Raw genomic sequence first — 21,607 nt, forward strand, 5'->3', positions numbered from 1 at the left:
GTCGCCCTTAGATAATAACTGATTGATTAATTTAAGCTTGTTCTTTGGTGGTTTGCTGCTTGTCTAGCTCAGACTTTTTAGTGTCTTTTAGGTATAAGTTTTCAAAGCAGTAATTGGTCGCTTCAATGTAGCCTTCTACGCTACCACAGTCGAAACGCTGACCTTTAAATTTGTATGCCAGAACGCAGCCTGCTTGAGCTTGTTTTAGTAGCGCATCAGTGATCTGAATTTCGCCACCTTTGCCTGGTGCAGTATTTTCGATCAGCTCGAAAATATCTGGGGTAAGGATATAACGACCAATAATCGCTAAATTGCTTGGCGCAGTTCCCGGTTCTGGTTTTTCCACCATATCATCAACGCGGTAGATATCGTCTTTGATCATTTCACCCGAAATGACACCATACTTATGTGTTTCGTCTGCTGGTACTTCCTGCACAGCTACAATAGAACAGCGGAATTGTTTAAACAGCGCGACCATTTGCGCTAATACACCCTCTTGCTCATTGACACATAGGTCATCAGCAAGCACAACAGCAAAGGGTTCATCACCGATCAATGCTTTACCGGTTAAGATAGCATGGCCTAAACCTTTCATCTCACGCTGACGAATATAAGTGAAGTTGGCAGTGTCAATGATGTCACGGATATCAACCAAGAGTTCTTCTTTATTGGTGCCGCTGATTTGATGCTCAAGCTCGTAGTTTTTATCAAAGTGATCCATGATCGAATGTTTGCCTCGGCCAGTAACAATACACATTCCATCCATACCCGCTTGAATTGCTTCTTCAACGCCATACTCGATTAGCGGTTTGTTGACGACTGGCATCATCTCTTTTGGCATTGATTTGGTTGCTGGTAGGAAGCGAGTACCGTAGCCTGCTGCTGGGAAAAGGCACTTTTTGATCATGATTAAACCTTAACTTTCTATTTATATTTGAACTGGCGCAACCATACCATGATTTGTGTGAATAGATAATGAATACGCCAAGTTTGAAGTTAAAATTGTGTCATGTTAGTCAGTTAAGGGCGCATGTGCTGCTTTGCCCATGCTGCTGCCTGAACGCGATTTTTGACCGATAGCTTTTTAAATATCTTTTGCAGGTGAGACTTCACGGTGAATTCACTGATAAACATATCTTCGGCGATTTGTATATTCGAAGAGCCTGCCATTAGACAGCGCAGGATTTGAATTTCGCGAGTGGTGAGATCCACTGTCGCTGGAGAGGTATGTGTATCGACAACATTGCGATAATGAAACAGCAGCTGTGACGCAACCTTTCTTGGCAACCAGTTTTCACCATTAATGATCTCTTCACAGCCTTTCGCAATCACGTCAATGTTGTCCTTGTGATAGAACAGCCCCTTGAGATGGCCAAAAGAGAGCAGCTCATCGGTAGTTAAGCGATGACTGACATTAAACACAATGGTTTCAAACGATTTATTAGCCAGCGGTAAGTCTCGTATACGGCTTTTGATTTTTGCATAGTCGTAGTGGTCTATCATTAATATACGGTGTTTGTGCTGTTGAAGTGCCAGCAATAAATCGTCGGCGACCATTCGTGGGATGGCGATACCAGTTTGTTGTTCAACCTGTTCGATAACCGGGTGAGTGGTGTTGGGGTCTTCGCACAAAAAGTAAATAGTTCTGCTGTAAATGTTCTTAGCCATAATTTCCTCGCATACTGACGTTTTATATTTTTTGATAGGGTGGAGCATGCGGCGCTCGAGTGCGAATTTAGGTGTGCTCTTTGCGTTTAGTTTCATAGTTGGAAGTAATTTATCGATTACTCAGGCTAGGTAAAATTTGAACACTCTCCAAAAATCAGCGCTGTATAATGTTGTTGTCGAAGGCAAATGGACATTGTTGGTAGGAAGATTTGTACCAAGCGGAAAGCGTGTTATCCTATTGCGCTATTTCTACATCAATACCTATTTTGGACGGAGCGAAACATGGCTAGCCGTGGAGTTAACAAAGTTATATTAGTCGGAAATCTGGGTTCAGACCCAGAAGTACGTTACATGCCGAGCGGCGGTGCTGTGGCAAACATCACTATCGCAACGTCTGAGTCATGGCGTGATAAAGCAACTGGCGAGCAGCGCGAAAAAACAGAATGGCACCGTGTGGCTCTGTTTGGCAAGCTGGCTGAAGTTGCAGGCGAGTACCTACGCAAAGGTTCGCAAGTATACGTTGAAGGTCAACTGCAAACTCGTAAGTGGCAAGATCAAAGTGGTCAAGAGCGTTATACAACAGAAGTTGTAGTACAGGGCTTTAACGGCGTAATGCAAATGCTAGGTGGCCGTGCTCAAGGTGGCGCTCCAGCACAAGGTATGGGTCAATCTCAGCCACAGCAAGGTGGTTGGGGACAACCTCAGCAGCCAGTGCAGCACCAACCTGCTCAACAGCAGCAGCCACAATCTCAACCACAGCAGGCTCAACCTCAATACAACGAGCCGCCAATGGATTTTGATGACGACATCCCATTCTAAGTGTCTGTTATTGAAAAAAAGCCGCGCATGTCGCGGCTTTTTTATATATTAGGTAAGATAAACCTCAATAACTAAAACCCACTATAGGTTTTACTATTTAGGTAGTATATTTGTTCTATATGGGTTGCCATCCTGACAACAATCATCTGTGGTAGAAAAAGGATTTTTCATTAATGAGGTATACCCCTACCTTAAAGTTAAGTACGCGTTTGGTTGCGTTTGTAACGGTCATCGTTATCAGTGCCATGTTTATCCTATTCTTGGGAGGTACTTTATCCTTTAAACGTTTGGGGCAAGAGTATCTCGACCACTCTTTGCAAGGGATTGTCGAAGTCGTTGATAAAGAGATGGAAGATCCTGATGCCGCGTACTCTTTGCAGCGCTGGATGCCCAAAATGCTCCAGGCCTCCAATATCGTCGAGATGGAATTGCTGTCGTCTTATGGCGTGATTTATCGCTTTAAAGATACCTCCTCCAAAATCGATGCCTCTCTGTTATACCAAGCCGAATACATACTTGAACGCAATGATGGTTACAGTATCCGCTTTAAAGCGGTTCCTCCCTACATCGGTTATGGATATTCGATGCAAGCACTGTGGTCAATCACGCTTGCCGTCGCGTTAATTGTCTTTTGCTTAATGCGAGGTTTGAAGTGGCTGAAAGAGCAATTAATTGGCTCCGAGCTTCTTGAAGAACGCGGACGAATGATATTGGCTGGCCGAGTCGAGGAATACGCTAAAGGGGATCTTAAAGAGTGGCCTTATACTGCAAGCGAGGCGCTCGACCGGTTAATTGAAGAGCTGCAAGATGCCCGCCAAGAACGCAGCCGATTTGATACCTTTATTCGCACCCAAACGTTCTTAGATCAATTAACAGGGACGGCTAATCGCATCCTGTTTGATAGCAAGTTAGAGTCGGCACTTTCGGAACATGGTTCGCAAGGTGGTGTGCTGCTGCTGCGAATTAATGACTGGGAGGATGTTGAAGAAGAGCAAGGTAAGCAGGTTGCCAATGACTTCTTGGTCGAAGTTGGAGAAGGGCTTAATAACGTAATTCAGCGTTATCCAGATATCATCTTATCTCGTTATTTCAGCTCTGACTTTGCGATTTTTGCACCGAATTTATCGAGTAAAGAAGTCTCAAATATCGCGACTCAATGTTTAAAGCAGTTAGCAAAAATTCAACCGCCTCAACCTTTAGCGCTTGATGACTGGGTGCATGTTGGTGTGAGTATGTACCATGAAGGCGAAAGTCCAACTAGAATTATTGATGAAGCTGAAACGGCGCTGAAAAGTGCACAGTTACAGCGAAATAATACTTGGAGTCGATTTAAAAAACATACATCGCAGACCGAAGAGCGAGGCAGTGTTCGTTGGAGAACTCTATTTGATCAAGTGTTGAAACCGGATCAGCTTTATCTCTTCTCTCAGTCTTGTTACATGCTCGATACGCAGAAAGAAAAGTCTGTGGATCACTTAGAGTTATTTGTGCGTTTAAACGATCCAGAAAATGGCGTGATAAAAGCGTCGCGTTTTAATTCAGCAGTTGAATCGGTTGGTTATGAAGGGGTGCTTGATAAAGCGGTCATTGTAGCAATTACGCAATATTTAAAAGATTCAAGGGATTCAAACCGTTACGCAATTAACCTGCATGTGGTACCTTTTGCGGATCGAAACTACTTTAAGTGGTTTAGGGATGAGCTGCTGCAGATTTCGTCGGAACTGCGGGTACGATTGATCTTTGAATTTGCTGAAGCAAAAGTCGTGCAACACTTAGACTATATGCGCCCAGTGATAAAGATGATTGCCGGACTTGGCTGTCAGGTTGCTATTGGTCAAGCAGGGCGCTCGATTGTCAGTACGCACTATTTAAAAGAGCTTCCAGTAAGTCAGCTAAAGTTGCACCGAAGCCTAGTGAAGAAGATCGACCAACGCCATGAAAACCAGCTTTTTGTACGAAGCTTGTTGGGCGCGTGTGCCGGATTAACTACTCAAGTGATTGCTGTCGGTGTCGACAACAAACAAGAATATCAAAGTGTTGTTGAGTTAGGCGTACACGGTATACAAGGACGTTATTTAGAAGCAGAACAGCAGCTATTGCCAAAACAAACAGTGAAACAGAGTATCGTCACTACACCGAATAAAGTTCAGATTGGCCGACGGAATCGTTGGCGGAAAACGTAAATAATTAAATGAATATTCAATCCCTGATCGGTAAATTTAAAACCAGTAAGCAAACAGCAGCTCGCATTGGGGTTGTGGTTCAGCCGAGTGCACTCTTTTTTTCGTCGGAAGTCGGAAATGACTTACCGCAACAGGTTCCATTTGACAACATTCCTTGGCAAGAGGCGTTAATTAAAGTCCTCCGCGACAAAAATATCTCCGATGTAACACTGGATGTCGTTCTCCATTCTAATTTGTACCAGACCTATCAAATTGAGAAACCGAACGTTCCTGATGAAGAAATCTCTAGCGCATTGCCGTTTCTACTCAAGGAGATTATTAGCGAGCGTATTACCGAGATTGTGGCTGATTCGGCTCCTTTACCATTAAGCACTAAGCGCCAAGTGTATGTTGTTTCTCGCGCGCTCATTGTCGGTCTCTATGAATCATTGGCGAAATTGGGTATAGAGCTTGGCCAGGTATTAGTTGAAGATGAAATCTGGGGACATACTGCTAGCGACAAGTCCAATTTCTTGTTGCTCCAGCGCAGTAAAAAAGGCCAGTTTCGTGTCAGCGCTTTCGTTGAAAAACAGTGTGCATTTCAACGTACCATTCGTGGCGTAACCCCGCCATTGACTGGTGTTGCAAGCAGTGTTTTACAGCTTGATGGTATCGCACTGGAATTGCAGCGCTCTATTGATTACCTCTCATCTCAATTGAGAGGAGCTTCGTTACACCAAATGCAAGTTTGTTGTGATGAAGAAGAGCAGCAAGAGATTGTATTGGCACTAAGCGATAGGCTGAACGTTAAAGTTGCTGCCTTGTCTGACTCTGAGCAAGAGTCCGGTCGTGTTTTAGCCGCCATGCTTAGCGATCTTCACCATACCGAGGTGAATTTATTTCCTGCCGATCTCAAGCCGAAAAAAGATCACCTTACTCTGAAAAATGTTGCGACTGGATGGGGCGCTGTTGCAGCATTATTGTTGTTAAGTGCGAGTTACTTCCAGTTTCAAAAGAGTCAGTTAGAGCAAGAATTACAGCTATTTAGGGCTCAGGAATCAGAGTTTAAACAGCAAGTAACAAGTCTGGCAGAGCGCTTAGATAAACATAAACCGACCGCGGCGAAAGTTGCTGCTGTAGCGCGACTAAAACTTGAAATTGAAGCAAAACGTACTTCTTTAGATGCAGTCGGAGAGTTTGATGACTCTCAACAGCAGGGCTATTCCGGGGTGATGCGTTCCCTGTCTGAGCTTGGCCGTGATGATATCTCTTTAAGCTCGATATTTATTGATGCGACGACTCTTGACCTTAAGGGGTTAGCACGAGAAGCGAAATCGATTCCAAATTGGGTCAACCAATTTAAAAGTGAAATTAACCTGGTAGGGCGTAGCTTTGAGAAATTAAAGATAGGTCGAAATGAGCACGATGTGATTACCTTCGAGCTTAAAACTAAGCAGGAGAGCAAGTGATGCAGCAGTACTGGCAGCAGTTGAGTGAAAAGTTTACTCAGATGAGTCCGCGTGAGAAGTGGCTCGTGACGCTATGTGGCTTTGTCATTATTATTTTGTGTCTGTTCACTTTTATCGTGGAGCCAGCATTAAAAAGTACTCAGGCACTAAACAAACAGATCTCAAATACCAAGCTAAGCACTCAGAGGCTGGAAGCAGACATTCTGGTGATGACAGCTAAACTAAAGAAAGATCCTGATCAAGAGCTGAACCTTGAGTACAAGCAACTGATGACGGAAAGTCATCTGCTCTCTCAGCAGCTCGCAGAAATCGTTGAAAGCTTAATCGCACCGAGTGAGATGGCTCAGCTATTAGAAGATGTGTTGGCGGGAACCAAAGGGTTACGCCTCGTCTCTTTAGAGTCGATGAGTGCTGAGTCAATTGTTAGTAATGAAGAAAATAAATCATTTTCTAGTTATTACTTACATCCAGTTAGGCTTGAGCTGACCGGGAGCTATTTTGCGATCGTCGAGTACTTAGAAACATTGGAAAGTCTACCAGTCAAATACTATTGGCGAGCTTTTCAGTACTCTGTAGAAGAGTATCCAACTGCTCGATTAGTATTAGAAGTCTATACCCTAGGCACAAGGCAGGAGTTTATCGGTGGCTAAAACATGGCTAATAACTTTATCGGTTTTCGTCTCGCTAAATGTTTGGGCGTCAAAAGATCCCACCGCGCCGTTGGGTTGGCAGCAACCGAATCAAGCAACTGCGACAGCTAAAGTAGTCAGAAAACCGTTGCCAAGTCTGCAAAGCATTGTCTGCTCTGAAGTGGGGAGTTGCCGTGCAATCTTAAGTGGCAAAGTAGTCTTAGCTGGCGAGAGCGTCAGTGGTTATCGAGTTAATCGGATTGAACCAGAAGTGGTCACCTTATCCCGCAGTGGTAAGCAGTGGAAGTTAGAATTGTTCACTCTGGACGTAAAACAGTAAGGTCAGTAGAAATATATGCGTAAACTCGCTATAGCAATAACTATTACATCACTATTAGCTGGTTGCTCAATGGGGCACCGAGACCCAGTTGAAGCGAAAAGTGCATTGAATCAAGCGATCAATGAAAACAATAGTCGTAGTCTTGAAACGCTGCCGCCTTCGGTAGAAGCTGACCTGATGCCAGAGTTAAATGGTGAAGAGCTTGGCACGACACAAACAATAAAGCGCTTTCGAATTAAGGCAAATCAAGTCGAAGCTAAGGCGTTTTTTGCCAGCTTAGTCAAAGGCACTCAATTTAGTGCAGCGATCCATCCGCAAGTTAGTGGAGCGATTACGGTAAACCTGACTGATGTCTCTCTAGATGAAGTTCTATCTGTGGTTCAGGATATGTACGGTTATGATATCGTCAAAACGGGCAATGTTATCCAAGTTTACCCTGCTGGTCTGCGTACCGTGACTATTCCTGTTGATTACCTCCAATTTAAGCGTGTCGGACGCTCTTTAACTTCTATTTCAACAGGCACGATTACCAATACAGATACCGGTTCATCGGACTCATCTTCTTCGAACTCTTCGAATTCGTCGTCTAGCTCTTCTTCACGCTCAAGTAATACCGCAAAGGGTGGTACTGAAATTGAAACCACTAATGAAAGTGACTTCTGGCCTCAGCTAGAAGTCGCGGTATCACAGCTTATCGGCTCTGGTAATGGGCAAAGTGTGGTTGTCACGCCACAAGCGAGTGTCATTACTGTTAGAGCGTACCCTGATGAAATTCGCGAGGTACGTAGCTTCTTAGGTATTTCCCAGCAGCGCATGCATCGCCAAGTGATTCTTGAGGCAAAAATTCTAGAAGTCACGTTGAGTGATGGTTATCAGCAAGGTATTAACTGGTCGAAAGCCTTTAGCTCAAACGGTACCAACTACACCATCGGTCAGGGTTCGATCGTTAAAGATGCTAACGGCAGTATTATTCCAGCCGCTTTACCTGGCCTAGATGCGATCGGGACATTACTTGGCGGGCAATCTAACCTAGTTATTTCAAGTGGTAGCTTTGAAGCGGTATTGAGCTTTATGGCAACTCAGGGCGACTTAAATGTTCTGTCTAGCCCGCGAGTGACGGCATCGAATAACCAGAAAGCGGTGATTAAAGTCGGTACCGATGAGTACTACGTGACCGATCTTTCTAGTGTCGTTGGCAGTGGAGATAATTCAGAGCCTTCACCAGAAGTTGAACTGACGCCGTTCTTCTCAGGTATCTCTCTTGATGTGACACCACAGATTGATGACCAAGGTAATGTGCTATTACATGTTCACCCTGCGGTGATTGATGTTGATGAACAAGTGAAAGAGATTGGCTACGGTAACACCAGTATTACGCTGCCATTAGCGCGTAGCTCGATTCGTGAGTCAGATTCTGTGATTCGAGCACAAGATGGTGATGTTGTGGTGATTGGTGGCTTGATGAAGTCCAACACCATTGACCAAGTTTCAAAGGTTCCTTTCCTAGGTGATATACCTGCTTTAGGCCATTTGTTCCGCAATACGACACAATTGACCCAGAAAACAGAGCTAGTGATTTTGCTTAAACCTTCAGTTGTTGGTGTGAATACGTGGCAAAAAGAGTTAGAGCGTTCACGTGATTTGTTACAAGAGTGGTTTCCTGACGAGCAGTAATTGAAATGTACCTCGAGCACTTTGGCTTTGAATCGCTGCCTTTCCACCTGACTCCAGATACGGAGCTGTTTCTAGGATTGGCACCTCATTACGAAGCGATTCAGACCGTCAATGCCGCACTTGAAATGGGTGAGGGTTTGATCAAAGTGACGGGAGAGGTAGGAACGGGTAAAACCATGGTTTGCCGTGTTATGGCTAAGTATTTTAAGCCTCACGTACAGCTGGTGTTTTTACCCAACCCTGCTCTTGATGGCGATCGCCTCAGAGTGGCAGTAGCAAAAGAGCTCGGAATTGAATCGATAGATGTGACATCGATTGTTGATGATATTCAACGACGATTAATTGAGTTGGCAAGAGGCGGCTTGCAAGTGGTCGTGCTTGTCGATGAGGCTCAGGCGCTAAGTGACGACGCGTTAGAAGTGCTTAGGCTGTTTGGCAATTTAGAAACTGAGCAAGCCAAGCTGTTGCAAATCGTCTTATTCGGTCAACCTGAGCTTGATGAACGCTTGTCACAGCACCATCTGCGACAGCTGCGTCAGAGAATTACTTTTAGTGCTCAGTTAAGAGGACTAACCTTGGATGAAGCGGTGGCTTATATCGACAACCGATTATCTAAATCTGGTGGCGAGGTGTCATTGTTGTCGCTTAGTCAGAAGAAAGCGATATGGCGAGCCAGTAAGGGTTATCCGAGGTTGATCAATCAAATCTGTCATAAAGCCCTAGTGCTAGCCTTTAGCAAAAAATCGAAAAGTGTCACCAATGCTTGCTTATTTGATGCTGTCCATGACACTTACGATAGTTGTAAACCTAAATTTAAAAGCCCGCGACTGTGGGGCTGGAGTTAAACCATGAGTGCGATGAATAATGCACTGTCAGAATTGGCCAACAAGAAATCTGCTTGCTCACAAGGCATAGTAAAGGCTGAAGTGAAGCCTGTTAAGCAGAGAGCGATTCTACCTTGGGTTGTAGGAAGCTTTGGTTTAAGTCTAGCTGTTGGAGGTTGGGCGGTTTCTCAGCAAGAGGTTGTTGTTGCCCACCCGCAAGCGCTTTCCATTCCAGAGCCAGTATCAAGTCATAGTGCGATTGTCTCTCCGACTAGCAAAATAAATACTGAGCAACAGCCAATTTACCAGTCAACGCCAAGCGGCGAAGAGTTATCGATCGCTACACCTAAGCCTGTTGCTCGAAAAGCTGAAATTGCCGCTGAGTCTCCTCCAGCCGTTGCTAAGCCTAAACCAGCGCCGATATTGGTTGCTCAAGTTAATAGCGCAGATAAAGCAAAATCAGCGCCATTAGCGAAGAGTGGTGAAGTGGTGATTGAGCAGGTTGAGCTTACGCCACAGCAACTCTCTAAAAAGGCACAAGAGAGAGCCAAGAAAGCTTTAGACAGTAATAACTTGGCTGAGGCTTTGAAAAATTATCACGAAGCGCTTCGTTACACACCGACCAATGATGAAGTACGTAGGCGTTTGTCTGCACTCTATTACGGTAAAGGCGAGGTGCGTAAAGCCGCTGAAATATTACAGAAAGGCATTGCGCTTGATCCGGATAATGGCCAATTGCGACTTTCATTAGCAAAAATGCTGATGAAAGAGAAACAGGGTGAAGCGGCATTGACGGTATTAAGCACTTTGCCAAAGTCAGCGTCGGTCGAGTACTTGTCGCTGCGCGCCGTATTGGCACAAAAAGCCAAGCAGGATGATTTAGCACTACAAAGTTATCAAAAGTTGGTCGAGAAAGAGCCGGAAAGCGGACGCTGGTGGTTAGGGCTCGGTATCCAACAAGAGCGCGCATTTGATCTCGATTCTGCCAAAACCTCTTATCAACAAGCGATAACCAAGCTTGGTTTATCGAGTCAAACCCAGCAATTTATTCGTGATCGATTAACTTTGATTAGCCGTTTAGAGGAACAACCGAGTGAAAATTAAACTAAGAAAGCGACTTGGTGACCTATTAGTCGAAGAAGGCATCATCACTGAGCACCAGGTTGAGCAAGCGCTAAACGCGCAGAAAACAACGGGTCGGAAGCTTGGTGCAGCTCTGATTGAGTTAGGTTTTCTCTCTGAACATCAAATGCTGACGTTTTTGTCGCAGCAGCTAGATATTCCTTTGATTGATTTAAGCCGCGCTGATGTCGATGTTGAAGCGGTTCAGCTTCTGCCTGAAGTACACGCACGTCGTTTACGCGCACTGGTGATTGGTCGACAGATGGATACCTTACGTGTGGCGATGAGTGATCCTGCGGATCTGTTTGCTCAAGAAGCACTCTTGGGTCAGCTAGGTCAATATGGTATTGAATTTGTTATTGCACCAGAGAAACAACTGGTGGAAGGCTTCGATCGTTACTACCGACGTACCAAAGAAATCGCGTCGTTTGCGGAGCAGTTACAAGCTGAGCACCAAGTCACTGAAGCTTTCGATTTTAATATTGAAGGCGATGACAGTGAAGAAGTGACGGTTGTAAAACTGATTAACTCCTTGTTTGAAGATGCGATTCAAGTTGGCGCTTCAGATATTCACATCGAGCCCGACTCCAATGTATTACGCTTACGCCAACGTATTGATGGGGTGCTACACGAGACCTTATTGAATGAGGTGAATATCGCCTCGGCATTGGTGTTACGCCTCAAGTTAATGGCCAACTTAGACATATCAGAGAAGCGCTTGCCGCAAGATGGCCGCTTCAATATTCGTGCAAAAGGGCAATCGGTCGATATTCGTATGTCGACGTTACCCGTGCAGCATGGTGAGTCGGTGGTTATGCGTTTGCTCAATCAGTCGTCGGGTGTGCGAAAGCTGGAACAGTCAGGTATCCCTAACCACCTACTTGAACGCTTACGTCGTCAGCTTCGCCGTCCTCATGGCATGATTTTGGTTACCGGCCCAACGGGTTCAGGTAAAACCACCACATTGTACGGAGCGTTAAGTGAACTCAATCAGCCAGGGAAAAAAATTATCACGGCTGAAGACCCTGTCGAATATCGCTTGCCGCGTGTTTGTCAGGTACAAGTGAATCCAAAAATCGACCTTGATTTCTCTACAGTGCTAAGAACCTTCCTTCGTCAGGACCCAGACATCATCTTAGTCGGGGAGATGCGTGACCAAGAAACGGTTGAAATCGGTTTAAGAGCCGCGTTAACTGGCCACTTAGTGTTAAGTACTCTGCATACCAATGACGCCGTTGATAGTGCCCTACGAATGATGGACATGGGGGCACCCGGTTATCTAGTTGCCAGTGCGGTACGAGCTGTTGTCGCGCAGCGCTTGGTGCGAAAAGTATGTCCCGACTGTAAGACCGAAGAAGAGCTTGATGATGCTCGTAAGCAGTGGCTGGCTCAGCGTTTCCCTAATCAAGTTGGTCGACAGTTTGTTAAAGGACGAGGCTGTCAGAACTGTAATTTGACGGGTTATCGTGGACGAGTCGGTGTGTTTGAGCTGCTAGAGTTGGAGCAAGATATGATGGACATGCTAAGAGCCAATGATGCGGTTGGATTTTCTCGCGTTGCCCGTCAGTCTGAAAACTACAAACCCCTGCTTGCTTCGGCAATGGAACTCGCTCTTGAAGGTGTTGTGAGTTTCAGTGAAGTGATGAGCTTAGGTGAGGGTGACTCATCTGGCTTTGAGCAAGCAATCTATATGTAGGCCTAGATTATGCCAAGTTTTCATTATCAAGGGCGAAACAGTGACGGTTCTTCCGTCTCGGGCCATATAGACGCGCCAACACAAGATGCTGTGGTCGAGCAACTGATGAATAAAGGCATTATCCCCATCAGCATTAAGGCTGGTGGCGGGAAGAGTGCCCTTAATCTCGATCTTAAAGCTTTACTAACACCAGCAGTTCCTTTGGAAGTGTTGGTGATCTTCTGTCGTCAGCTATACAGCTTAACCAAAGCGGGTGTGCCTTTACTTCGTTCGATAAAAGGGCTGAGCCAAAATAGCTCCAACAAGCAGTTACAAGATGCATTGGAAGATGTGACGCAAGAGCTAACTAACGGTAGAAGTCTATCAAGTTCAATGCAGATGTTTCCTAAAGTGTTTAGCCCGCTATTTGTATCGATGATTCACGTCGGGGAAAACACTGGTCGACTTGATGAAGCGTTGCTGCAACTTGCCAACTACTATGAACAAGAGGTGGAAACTCGCAAGCGAATAAAAACCGCAATGCGTTATCCGACCTTTGTCATCAGCTTTATTACTGTGGCGATGTTTATACTTAACGTAAAAGTTATTCCACAGTTTTCGAGCATGTTTGCACGCTTTGGTGTGGATCTGCCACTACCGACTAGAATATTGATAGCGACCTCAGAATTTTTTGTAAATTATTGGATGATGATGGTGGTTGCTATGGTGGCAATGGGCTTTGCGTTTAAAGCTTGGCTCAATACCGCCAATGGACGTGAAAAGTGGGATAAATTCCGTTTACGTATGCCGGTTGTTGGTGAGTTGATTAATCGAGCCCAACTGTCTCGTTTCTCGCGAACTTTCGCTTTGATGCTTAAGGCTGGCGTGCCATTAAACCAGTCATTAGCTTTATCCGCAGAAGCGCTGGGCAATAAGTTTTTGGAAAACAGATTGCTTGAAATGAAGTCCTCAATAGAGGCGGGTGGCACGATTTCATCAACCGCGATTAACAGTGGGGTTTTCACTCCGTTAGTTATTCAGATGATCTCGGTGGGTGAAGAGACCGGTCGCATTGATGAACTGCTGTTAGAAGTCGCTGATTTTTATGATCGTGAAGTGGATTATGATCTGAAAACATTGACCGCGAGAATTGAGCCGATTTTATTGGTGATCGTTGCGGGCATGGTATTGATTTTGGCCCTTGGTATCTTCTTACCGATGTGGGGAATGCTCGATGCCATCAAAGGCTAGTTTGATTACCAACCTTGAGCGATCGCGTTTGGTCATCTGGTTGCTAGTTATCATTATTTTGGTGATGAGTTTCTTGCTGGTTTGGAAAGAGGTTGAGCGGGAGGCAAGCGATACGGCGTTTTTGGTGGCGAGTAAGCGTGTGATTGAGCAAGCGGGTTACTACAAGCAGCAGTGGTTGCTTGCTGGGCAAAAACAGACCTTAGAACTGGATGGTAAATTGATTACTTATACGGGCTCAGGTTGGGTGTTACCTGTGAACAGTGAGCAGAAAAAAGACTGTGCTTTTTGGCTGGATGTTCTTTATCCGGAGAAAGAGGTATTAGGCAGTTTTCCGGTCGCAATTGAAAATGAGTTTATTGGTTCTTCTTATCGTTGTAATTACTTGTATAATCAAAATCAATTTATTTCTATTGGTTTGATTAATAATAAATTTTCCGCAAAAGTCGGATTTTTGGCGAATTGATTTTTTGGCGTATTGGATAGTAGCGCAAATGTATAAATTCCGTATAATACGGTGTACTAAATAGTGAGTAGTGATTATTATGTTTAACAAACAATCTGGTTTTTCTTTGGTTGAGCTAGTGGTCGTTATTGTTGTCGTCGGCTTGTTAGCTGTAGCGGCATTGCCTCGCTTTTTAGACGTCACTGATGAGGCTAAAAAAGCCAGTGTCGAAGGTGTTGCTGGTGGTTATGCGACAGGAGTACTGTCTGCTCGCGCTCAATGGGAAGCCGAAGCAAGACCATCGCTGACAATTAATACCGAAGTGCGCAATACGGTTAACTATGATGGTATTGATTTCTGGCTAACAAGTTCAGATCAAACTGGCGGTGATTTCCGTGATGGTTACCCGTACGGCCTTAACACTGATAACAGCAGTTTTCCAACCAGTCTTGATGATCAAGCTTGTATCGATTTAATGGAAAACTTACTACAGAATCCACCTCGAGTTGGTACCGTCGCAGATGCGGCAACGGACTCGAATATTAAATACTCTGCGCAAGCTGATAACGGCGCTTCGACTTGTACCTATGTGCAGCAAGAAGGCAATAGCGAACATCAGTTTGTGTATGAAATTGAAACTGGTCGTGTGACCGTAACGTTGCAGTAGTGCTGCAAATATTATCCATAGAGAGAGTTAAACTATGAAAAGACAAGGCGGTTTCACCCTAATTGAACTAGTGGTGGTAATTGTTATTCTTGGTATTCTTGCAGTAACTGCAGCACCACGTTTTTTAAACCTTCAAGATGATGCACGAAATGCAACGTTAGAAGGCCTTGCAGGCGCGATGCAAGGTGCGTCGAGCATTGTATATGGTAAGTCTGCCATTGATGGTTCAGAAGCCCAATCTTCGGCTTCAGTAGTGTTAAGCGGAGATACTATCAATACTGCATTCGGTTACCCTCTAGCAACTCAAGCTGATTTAGAAGCTATCGTAACAGGGTTAGGTGATGGTGACTTCGAGTTTATTCAGGTTGTTAGTGGTGCGACCCCTAGCGAAGCAACGTTTGGAATTAATGGTTATACAGCTAACTGCGTTAAGTATACCCAGGCAGCAGATGCGAACACTCCAGCAAATGCTGAAGTTGTTACAGCAGACTGTGAATAATCTAGAGTATTGGCCAGCACATGCTGGCCTTTATTTTCTGACCGACCCCCTCCCAATTTCTATCCAAATAACCGCAAAATATTCCCTTTAATTTCTGTTCTCTTTTATACTGTATAAGTAGAAAAATTAATTACTTAGGCTTGCAATGGACGCTCGGCAAACAAAAGGTTTCACTCTGGTAGAATTGATCGTTGTGATTCTTCTTATCGCGATAGTCTCAGCCTATGCAGTAAGCCGCTATGCCGGGACCGCAAGCTTTGCAGCGCAAGTTGCTCAAGAGCAAGTCATTTCTGTTATTCGTCAAGTCCAAGTAACACGTATGCAGTCCAATGTTGATGCCGCTGCTGGTAATACAAATTTTGTTTTGGTTGTGAACGCCGACTGTGTTGGTTCTCAAGTGGGGTGTGCAAATAGGGTTAACTCTCAGAGCGATTGGGTATCACTTGAAGAGGTGATTTTCAGCCCAACGGTAACCATTCCATTTGATCTGCTTGGCAACCCAGAGAACGGTGCGGCAACCATTAACATACGTTCAACGGACGGCTCTTGCTCGGCTGTAATTATCAGTGACATTGGCTATGTGTCGCGAGGGGCGTGTTAATGAGTAATAATCGAGGCTTTACTCTTATTGAAAGCGTTATTGTAATTATTGTTATGGGTTTAGCGATGATTACGATCACCAATTTTCTTGTCCCGCAAATCAGCCGCTCCGCCGATCCTCACTACCAGACTCGAGCCGCTGCGTTAGGCCAAAGTGTGATGTCGTTAATTCTAGCTCGCGGGTTTGATCAGCAGAGTGACTTTTCGGGCGGAGAAATTCGCTGTTCCTCAATGGATACTGGCTCTCTCCCTTGTTCTGGTACCGCAGGTTCTGCGTTGATTTTGGGGCCTGATGGGGAAACAATTCCTAACTATAATGATGTTGATGACTTTATTGGTTGCTGGGAGCCTAGCCCTAATGCTGGCAGTACATGCCAAGATTTAAATACACTCTTAAATGACCCTGATGGAAGCTACCTTAATTTTCGTTTAGATATAGCAGTGAATTACCACAATGTGCCCGACTTGAAAATTATTACGCTGCAGCTTTCAGCAGGGCAACAGCAGCCGTTAACCTTTACCGCATTTAGGGGGAACTACTGATGAATCGTTCAGGTTTCACCTTAATTGAGATGGTAGTGACACTGATCGTTGGTTCCGTATTAGTTATAGGTATTGCAGGCTTTGTTGAACTTGGTGCTCGTGGTTACGTTGATACTGTTGATAGACAGCGCTTACAAACACAAGCGAAATTTGTCGTTGAAAAATTAACACGCGAAGTTCGCCATGCTGTACCGAACGTATTTACCTCTGAGAATAATTGCATCGCTTTTTATCCCATTACGTATTCGGGTTTCTATCAGATAAATGGCGCTGATATTGATTTTATAGTTGGACAGGACACTCCTGTAGGTGTAGCTGAACTACAAGATTTATCGATGATCATTAACCCTACCAGCACGCTAGCGAATGCGAATAACTTTTTTGGATTTAATGAACTTATTGATGACGGCAACTTAGTCGATGAGGATACGCACTTCGAAATGTTGGGGCAGGCCACTAGGCTAGTGGGTGGTTCAATCGCTAATCGTCAATATATCTTCGATGCAGACAATGGTGAGGTAGAGTACTGCGTTACTAATGGACGAGTGGAAAGGAATCGTCAGCGACTTACTGATGGCTTAGCGGATGATTTTGAGGTGAGCGGTACTTTGACTTATTTACCAGTCAGCGTACAGATGAATGGTGTAGTGCGGTTAAATTTAACTTTTACTCAAAACGAAGAAGTGACCAATTTCCAACAAGATGTACAGGTGCTCAATGTCCCGTAGAAAAAGTCAGCAAGGTAGCTTGTACATAGTGATTGTGTTTGTTTTGGTTGTGATGGGATTTCTTGCAGTGTCGCTGAGTCGCATTGAGCACTCCAACCATGACTCACATACACGAGATGTATTGGGCACTCAAGCTTGGTTAACCAGTCATTCTATCAATGAATACATTCTGACAGAATTTTATCCGCTCACTCAGCCATTTGATATAGAGAGCAATTGCGATCCTATTGCCGCTGATATTGTGGTTGGTGCTCAAGCTATTTTAGCAACTATTCCTCAGTGTACAGGACTCGACATTAGCTGCGTTCAGATAGGTACACTAGGTAATGAAAATTACTTTCGATTGGAAACAGCAGTAACCTGTGGTTCAGGGGTGAGTGAAGTACAGCGCAGCCAAGAAGTATGGGTGAGGGAAGAGCAATGAGAATCTTAATGCTACTCGGGATAGTATTTTTTGCTGCCTTGCAATCGGCTAGTGCTGCTGACTATCGTTTTGGCAAGTTAACTAATGTTGATTGTCGTCCTTCGGCTCTTTATCCAGGCTGTCAGATCGATGCAAGTGGCTTCTCTAACCCAGCCATATTTTTAATGCCAACGATAGATCAGTCTGCATTGGATAAAGACTTACCAGCTACTTTACGAGTATTGGGCCGATGGGGAAGTACTTTTTATGTAGTTCAAGACACGGCACCTGAATCTGTCAATCACTCCTACAAATCCAACCCAATGAGCGAGGTTCAATATTTAATTGTTGAGAAAGGTAAAATCGTTGAGTTTGAAGGGGGGGCTTTTTATGCTCAGACGGTAAATTCGAACAAGCAAATACATAGCGGCTATACCTATGATGTCGATGACCATAACTATCCGTGGCATGTATTTCCAAATAGGTTTGATGATCAAGATAACGTCGTGATTACCGAACTACAAAGTGCTACGTATGGTTACAGCTATAAACCGACATACTGGCTCACTAGTGACCCTGTACATATTGAAGATGATGGTTTCCACTCTGGACTTGAACGCACCGAGCTCAGCTATGTTTATAACAACAAGTATTCGTTGGTTGAAAGTTTAGCCTATCTTGTTGGTTACGGTGAAGGGTATTTAGATGGGGATAATTACATTTCTTTTTCAACAGGGAATAGTTACCAACCAATGGGATGGAATGACTATTACGTTGAAGAGTCTTGTAAACATGAGATTGATTTAGGTACAGTTTTTGATAGCGAACCTTACCTATTTACCCGTTCTCAGTGGCGATTAGGTTCGGTTGGTGGATGGACTCGACATTGTAAAGGCAGCAACGATTCAGTTTCGGTGGTAATTGAAGATATGCTTTGGTCCGACACATTAAGGAAAAATAACTATCAACCGACGGGCACGCTAGCATATGGGGTGAAATCTAAAATTTCACCTCCTGACCAATGTACTTTTGTTAAATCGGCAGTTCAGACTTGGAGTAACCTTGCCTTTCTTACTGCTTCACCAACAAATGCTATTGAAACACCTAATCACCAGCTCGGCTTTTTCGGACAAGGGCAAATTATTAATGGGGCAACCTGTTCAGATAATGGTGTTGCTTCAGCTTGTAAAGCTGAAGCCACTCTAACGATTGCGGAGCCTCAATGGCAGACCTTCCCTTCTGGTACTCACCCCTCACCTCGTAGAGAAAATGGCCTGTTAGTTTTGTCCCCAGGTATTTATGAAGGTCTTCCTCCACTTTCAGGGGCGACAGGGTATCGTTTCGAACCAGGAGTATACTGGTTTCGTAGCTTTGAGCTGTCCGGTAGCGAAAGGCTGCACTTCGAGAATAACCCGAATAACCTTCCAGAGTTTAAGACCCTGATAAACGTACAGGATTTACTGTCTCTTCAAGGCAATACAGATATTAACCACGAGGGAGACCCTGATAATCTCATTTTCAAGGTTCATGGTATTAATTCTTCGGTAACTATGTCGGCAAAGGATAAAATCAGAGCGTTGATATTAGCTCGATTTGCCGTAACTTTATCTGGTGAAGTGGAAATAACAGGATCAATTTCAACTGTATACTTGACTATGTCCGGACGCGCCAAAGTGTTTGGTCAGAGTGATTGTTTTTCTCCGACTCCACCAAGTCTTCAGCTCGTTATTACCCCAACAACTGGGTCAGGTATTGCTTGTGATGGTATTCCAATTGATTTCTCATTAGTTGATAGCGCGACAGGAAACATCGTTGATGGTTCTGGTCAGTCACTTTTTGTCGATGCATCACCTGTTAGTGGCAGTAACTACGCTTGTTGGAGCAGTGACGGCAATATGCCGACGAGTCAATGTAAGAGTGATCATGACTACAATGCTAGTTTTCCTATCGGTGCGCCTGCCACAGTGAGAGGTTATATTCATAGTAAGTTTATTAATGACTACAACATTACCGCTTTTGTGAATAGTGAAGGCTTATCTAAATCAGCAGGTCCATATACGTTCCTAGCACAAAGTGTCAGTATCGTTCCCTCCAATGGCGTTGATGGCAATGAGTTTTATCAGGTAGCTGGACGCGAATTTCCTTTTCGCCTAAAAGTGCGAGGTACGCAAGGTAATGGTAACCAATTAAATTGCAAGGTCATTGATGTTGATGGTTCGGTGGACGTGGACTTTTCATTCCTACAGTTACCGTCTAGCAGCCCAAACCCATTATTGATCTCTCATAATAGCGGTACATGGAAAAATGCTAACACGACACTTCCTATTACATTTAAAGATGGCGTCGCGGGTGGAACAGAAACGGCTGCTGATGGCAGTTTAAAGCTAAGACTTGATGATGCTGGGATTGTGGACTTTACTGGTAGCGGTACTTCAGGAAACCAGTCGATTACATCGACAGAGCGATTCTACTTCAGGCCTTTTGTGCAGACGTTTTGTGACCAGAATGGATCTTTACCAAATAATACAACACAAACCAATGGTGGCTTTCAGGCAGCGGGGCGTGATGTTGACGTATACCTTAAAGCGTTTAACTGGTCATTAAACTTTGATAGTAATAATGATGGCGTACCAAATAACGGCCTTTTGGCCAGTAATATTTGTCCATCTTTAACGCAAACGGACAGTTATTACACTCACAACGGTTATCCAGCGCTAGTAGAGTTAGAGCAACTGCCACTTGTATACCCAACTGGAGGGAATCTAGGTAATTTGATGCTAGATGGCACAATGTTCAATGGCCAAAGTATCGAGCTGAGTGAATCAAATAGATATTTAGCAAGAGTACTGAGCTGGGATGAAGTTGGCACGCTGTCTGTTCTTGGCCGGCAGAATAACTACCTCAGTCAGTCTGGTTTTGATATCCCTAGTGTTCCTGCACACATAGGCCGCTTCTATCCAGCTCGCTTTAATATAGAGTCCTCACCTTGGTCGGCTGTTGATAATCAAGGCAATATAACTTATCTAGATCAGAGCTATCAGAGTGCTGGAGTGAATATAGAGGCATTTGCTTTCAGTAGCGATGAAGATAATGTTGAACCACTAAGTAATTACCACCTTTTCGCACCAAGCTTATTAGCTGACTTTGAGCTACAACAAGACGACGTGATTCCAAATGTATTGACGTTTGATATCACTTCAGGCTTATGGGGGGCGGGTATTAATGGTCAATCAGTATGGTCTGTGACTGATAATAATGCCTTATTGCAACGTAATTATGTTTCGGCTACACCGCTAACCTCTGAAGAAAATGGTCCATTTAATACTGGTGACTTGAACTCTGTGGAGACCGAGTTTTCACTGCGAGTGACATCAACATCGGATCCTGTTTCGTTTGACCAACAAAGTGTGGTGGATGAACAAGACCTACCAACACAGCCACCTGCTCGCTATGGTCGTATGGTGCTTGATAGTGTTGGAGGAACGACAGCCACCGCGATTCCTATACCTCTCCGTATCGAGTTTTGGGATGGAGATGCATTTGTTCAAAACCCAGAGGATTCAGCGTCGTTGCTTGCAACAGCAGATAACCATGTGTGTAAACAGGTCTTATGGAGTGATAACCCAGGAACCTCTGATTCTGCGCTAGTTGGTTCCGACTCAGTCCCGTGGGAAAACGTTGCGACAGGGGCGAGCAATGCAGTTAGTGCAACACCTGATAGCAGTGGAACCCGAGAACAGTTACAGTTTTGGATGAGATTAGGTTTAAATCGCCCTGATGGTGTCGATACTGGTTGTACGAGCACCTTATCTCAGCCATGGTTACAGTATGATTGGCGCAATTTAGGTGATGAAGATCCTTCAACCGTGGTGACATTCGGCATCTACCGAGGTAACGATCGAGTGATCTTCCGCGGTGAACCGGGTCTAACTGGCCAATAATAATTGTAAATTCTTTGGCTTAAGTAAGGAATCTGTTAGAAATTGCGGGTTTCAGCCCATGTTTACACTTCAATGCCTTGCTGTGACGGCAAGGCATTGGTACATTTAGTGCAATTTTCTATCTTCTAACTCTTTCAGGACGAGCGAAGAA

Annotated in this window: 20 protein-coding genes; 18 read left to right on the plus strand and 2 right to left on the minus strand. The window is 44.5% G+C overall.

The window, feature by feature from the left end; genetic code table 11:
* Positions 1–31 precede the first annotated feature (31 nt).
* Complete coding sequence (gene galU, locus ACHUFZ_RS16400; protein WP_394127981.1) at positions 32–907, minus strand: UTP--glucose-1-phosphate uridylyltransferase GalU; 876 nt, start codon at positions 905–907, stop codon at positions 32–34.
* A gap of 113 nt (positions 908–1,020) precedes the next feature.
* On the minus strand, positions 1,021–1,668 hold the full coding sequence (locus tag ACHUFZ_RS16405; RefSeq protein ID WP_394127982.1) for a LuxR C-terminal-related transcriptional regulator: 648 nt from the start codon (positions 1,666–1,668) through the stop codon (positions 1,021–1,023).
* A gap of 282 nt (positions 1,669–1,950) precedes the next feature.
* Here ACHUFZ_RS16405 and ACHUFZ_RS16410 point away from each other — a divergent pair, with 282 nt between their 5' ends.
* From ACHUFZ_RS16410 to ACHUFZ_RS16495, 18 genes are all read left to right on the plus strand, one after another.
* Complete coding sequence (locus ACHUFZ_RS16410) at positions 1,951–2,487, plus strand: single-stranded DNA-binding protein (protein WP_394127983.1); 537 nt, start codon at positions 1,951–1,953, stop codon at positions 2,485–2,487.
* A 173-nt stretch (positions 2,488–2,660) separates the two neighbouring features.
* The gene (gene csrD, locus ACHUFZ_RS16415) at positions 2,661–4,670 is read left to right on the plus strand and encodes an RNase E specificity factor CsrD (RefSeq protein WP_394127984.1); all 2,010 of its coding nucleotides are present in this window, start codon (positions 2,661–2,663) and stop codon (positions 4,668–4,670) included.
* Between the two features lie 8 nt (positions 4,671–4,678).
* Positions 4,679–6,118: an MSHA biogenesis protein MshI gene (locus ACHUFZ_RS16420; RefSeq protein ID WP_394127985.1), complete on the plus strand. Its 1,440-nt coding sequence runs from the start codon at positions 4,679–4,681 to the stop codon at positions 6,116–6,118.
* The gene (gspM, locus tag ACHUFZ_RS16425; RefSeq protein ID WP_394127986.1) at positions 6,118–6,768 is read left to right on the plus strand and encodes a type II secretion system protein GspM; all 651 of its coding nucleotides are present in this window, start codon (positions 6,118–6,120) and stop codon (positions 6,766–6,768) included. Before ACHUFZ_RS16420 ends, gspM begins: the two co-directional genes overlap by 1 nt.
* A complete protein-coding gene (locus tag ACHUFZ_RS16430; protein ID WP_394127987.1) occupies positions 6,761–7,087 on the plus strand; it encodes an MSHA biogenesis protein MshK in 327 nt (108 codons plus the stop codon). The genes gspM and ACHUFZ_RS16430 overlap by 8 nt, the downstream gene beginning before the upstream one ends.
* Before the next feature lie 15 nt (positions 7,088–7,102).
* Positions 7,103–8,761, plus strand: coding sequence for a pilus (MSHA type) biogenesis protein MshL (gene mshL / locus ACHUFZ_RS16435; protein ID WP_394127988.1), 1,659 nt, complete (start codon positions 7,103–7,105; stop codon positions 8,759–8,761).
* Between the two features lie 5 nt (positions 8,762–8,766).
* On the plus strand, positions 8,767–9,606 hold the full coding sequence (locus tag ACHUFZ_RS16440; protein ID WP_394127989.1) for an ExeA family protein: 840 nt from the start codon (positions 8,767–8,769) through the stop codon (positions 9,604–9,606).
* A 3-nt stretch (positions 9,607–9,609) separates the two neighbouring features.
* A complete protein-coding gene (locus tag ACHUFZ_RS16445; protein WP_394127990.1) occupies positions 9,610–10,689 on the plus strand; it encodes a tetratricopeptide repeat protein in 1,080 nt (359 codons plus the stop codon).
* Positions 10,679–12,403: a GspE/PulE family protein gene (locus ACHUFZ_RS16450; RefSeq protein WP_394127991.1), complete on the plus strand. Its 1,725-nt coding sequence runs from the start codon at positions 10,679–10,681 to the stop codon at positions 12,401–12,403. The genes ACHUFZ_RS16445 and ACHUFZ_RS16450 overlap by 11 nt, the downstream gene beginning before the upstream one ends.
* A gap of 9 nt (positions 12,404–12,412) precedes the next feature.
* A complete protein-coding gene (locus ACHUFZ_RS16455; protein ID WP_394127992.1) occupies positions 12,413–13,633 on the plus strand; it encodes a type II secretion system F family protein in 1,221 nt (406 codons plus the stop codon).
* Between the two features lies 1 nt (position 13,634).
* On the plus strand, positions 13,635–14,096 hold the full coding sequence (locus tag ACHUFZ_RS16460) for an MSHA biogenesis protein MshF (protein ID WP_394127993.1): 462 nt from the start codon (positions 13,635–13,637) through the stop codon (positions 14,094–14,096).
* A gap of 79 nt (positions 14,097–14,175) precedes the next feature.
* Positions 14,176–14,742 (plus strand): prepilin-type N-terminal cleavage/methylation domain-containing protein, encoded by a 567-nt coding sequence (locus ACHUFZ_RS16465; RefSeq protein WP_394127994.1) that lies wholly within the window; start codon positions 14,176–14,178, stop codon positions 14,740–14,742.
* A gap of 34 nt (positions 14,743–14,776) precedes the next feature.
* Positions 14,777–15,241 (plus strand): type II secretion system protein, encoded by a 465-nt coding sequence (locus tag ACHUFZ_RS16470; RefSeq protein ID WP_394127995.1) that lies wholly within the window; start codon positions 14,777–14,779, stop codon positions 15,239–15,241.
* A gap of 145 nt (positions 15,242–15,386) precedes the next feature.
* Positions 15,387–15,842, plus strand: a complete 456-nt coding sequence (locus tag ACHUFZ_RS16475) for a type II secretion system protein (RefSeq protein WP_394127996.1) — start codon at positions 15,387–15,389, stop codon at positions 15,840–15,842.
* Positions 15,842–16,384: a type IV pilus modification PilV family protein gene (locus ACHUFZ_RS16480; RefSeq protein ID WP_394127997.1), complete on the plus strand. Its 543-nt coding sequence runs from the start codon at positions 15,842–15,844 to the stop codon at positions 16,382–16,384. The genes ACHUFZ_RS16475 and ACHUFZ_RS16480 overlap by 1 nt, the downstream gene beginning before the upstream one ends.
* Positions 16,384–17,112: a PilW family protein gene (locus tag ACHUFZ_RS16485; RefSeq protein WP_394127998.1), complete on the plus strand. Its 729-nt coding sequence runs from the start codon at positions 16,384–16,386 to the stop codon at positions 17,110–17,112. The genes ACHUFZ_RS16480 and ACHUFZ_RS16485 overlap by 1 nt, the downstream gene beginning before the upstream one ends.
* On the plus strand, positions 17,102–17,536 hold the full coding sequence (locus ACHUFZ_RS16490) for an MSHA biogenesis protein MshP (RefSeq protein WP_394127999.1): 435 nt from the start codon (positions 17,102–17,104) through the stop codon (positions 17,534–17,536). The genes ACHUFZ_RS16485 and ACHUFZ_RS16490 overlap by 11 nt, the downstream gene beginning before the upstream one ends.
* On the plus strand, positions 17,533–21,456 hold the full coding sequence (locus ACHUFZ_RS16495) for a DUF6701 domain-containing protein (protein ID WP_394128000.1): 3,924 nt from the start codon (positions 17,533–17,535) through the stop codon (positions 21,454–21,456). Before ACHUFZ_RS16490 ends, ACHUFZ_RS16495 begins: the two co-directional genes overlap by 4 nt.
* The last annotated feature ends 151 nt before the right edge of the window (positions 21,457–21,607 follow it).

The organism is Vibrio hepatarius (assembly GCF_043642085.1).
In the GTDB taxonomy this organism is placed as follows: domain Bacteria; phylum Pseudomonadota; class Gammaproteobacteria; order Enterobacterales; family Vibrionaceae; genus Vibrio; species Vibrio hepatarius_C.

What these genes read in the sequence shown, in the direction of transcription:
- ACHUFZ_RS16445 (WP_394127990.1), top strand. Translation starts at nt 9,610, where the DNA reads ATGAGTGCGATGAATAATGCACTGTCAGAATTGGCCAACAAGAAATCT.
- ACHUFZ_RS16490 (WP_394127999.1), top strand. Translation starts at nt 17,102, where the DNA reads ATGTCCCGTAGAAAAAGTCAGCAAGGTAGCTTGTACATAGTGATTGTG.
- ACHUFZ_RS16495 (WP_394128000.1), top strand. Translation starts at nt 17,533, where the DNA reads ATGAGAATCTTAATGCTACTCGGGATAGTATTTTTTGCTGCCTTGCAA.
- ACHUFZ_RS16480 (WP_394127997.1), top strand. Translation starts at nt 15,842, where the DNA reads ATGAGTAATAATCGAGGCTTTACTCTTATTGAAAGCGTTATTGTAATT.
- ACHUFZ_RS16465 (WP_394127994.1), top strand. Translation starts at nt 14,176, where the DNA reads ATGTTTAACAAACAATCTGGTTTTTCTTTGGTTGAGCTAGTGGTCGTT.
- ACHUFZ_RS16405 (WP_394127982.1), bottom strand. Translation starts at nt 1,668, where the DNA reads ATGGCTAAGAACATTTACAGCAGAACTATTTACTTTTTGTGCGAAGAC.
- gspM (WP_394127986.1), top strand. Translation starts at nt 6,118, where the DNA reads ATGCAGCAGTACTGGCAGCAGTTGAGTGAAAAGTTTACTCAGATGAGT.
- ACHUFZ_RS16440 (WP_394127989.1), top strand. Translation starts at nt 8,767, where the DNA reads ATGTACCTCGAGCACTTTGGCTTTGAATCGCTGCCTTTCCACCTGACT.
- galU (WP_394127981.1), bottom strand. Translation starts at nt 907, where the DNA reads ATGATCAAAAAGTGCCTTTTCCCAGCAGCAGGCTACGGTACTCGCTTC.
- ACHUFZ_RS16470 (WP_394127995.1), top strand. Translation starts at nt 14,777, where the DNA reads ATGAAAAGACAAGGCGGTTTCACCCTAATTGAACTAGTGGTGGTAATT.
- ACHUFZ_RS16420 (WP_394127985.1), top strand. Translation starts at nt 4,679, where the DNA reads ATGAATATTCAATCCCTGATCGGTAAATTTAAAACCAGTAAGCAAACA.
- ACHUFZ_RS16455 (WP_394127992.1), top strand. Translation starts at nt 12,413, where the DNA reads ATGCCAAGTTTTCATTATCAAGGGCGAAACAGTGACGGTTCTTCCGTC.
- csrD (WP_394127984.1), top strand. Translation starts at nt 2,661, where the DNA reads ATGAGGTATACCCCTACCTTAAAGTTAAGTACGCGTTTGGTTGCGTTT.
- ACHUFZ_RS16475 (WP_394127996.1), top strand. Translation starts at nt 15,387, where the DNA reads ATGGACGCTCGGCAAACAAAAGGTTTCACTCTGGTAGAATTGATCGTT.
- mshL (WP_394127988.1), top strand. Translation starts at nt 7,103, where the DNA reads ATGCGTAAACTCGCTATAGCAATAACTATTACATCACTATTAGCTGGT.
- ACHUFZ_RS16410 (WP_394127983.1), top strand. Translation starts at nt 1,951, where the DNA reads ATGGCTAGCCGTGGAGTTAACAAAGTTATATTAGTCGGAAATCTGGGT.
- ACHUFZ_RS16485 (WP_394127998.1), top strand. Translation starts at nt 16,384, where the DNA reads ATGAATCGTTCAGGTTTCACCTTAATTGAGATGGTAGTGACACTGATC.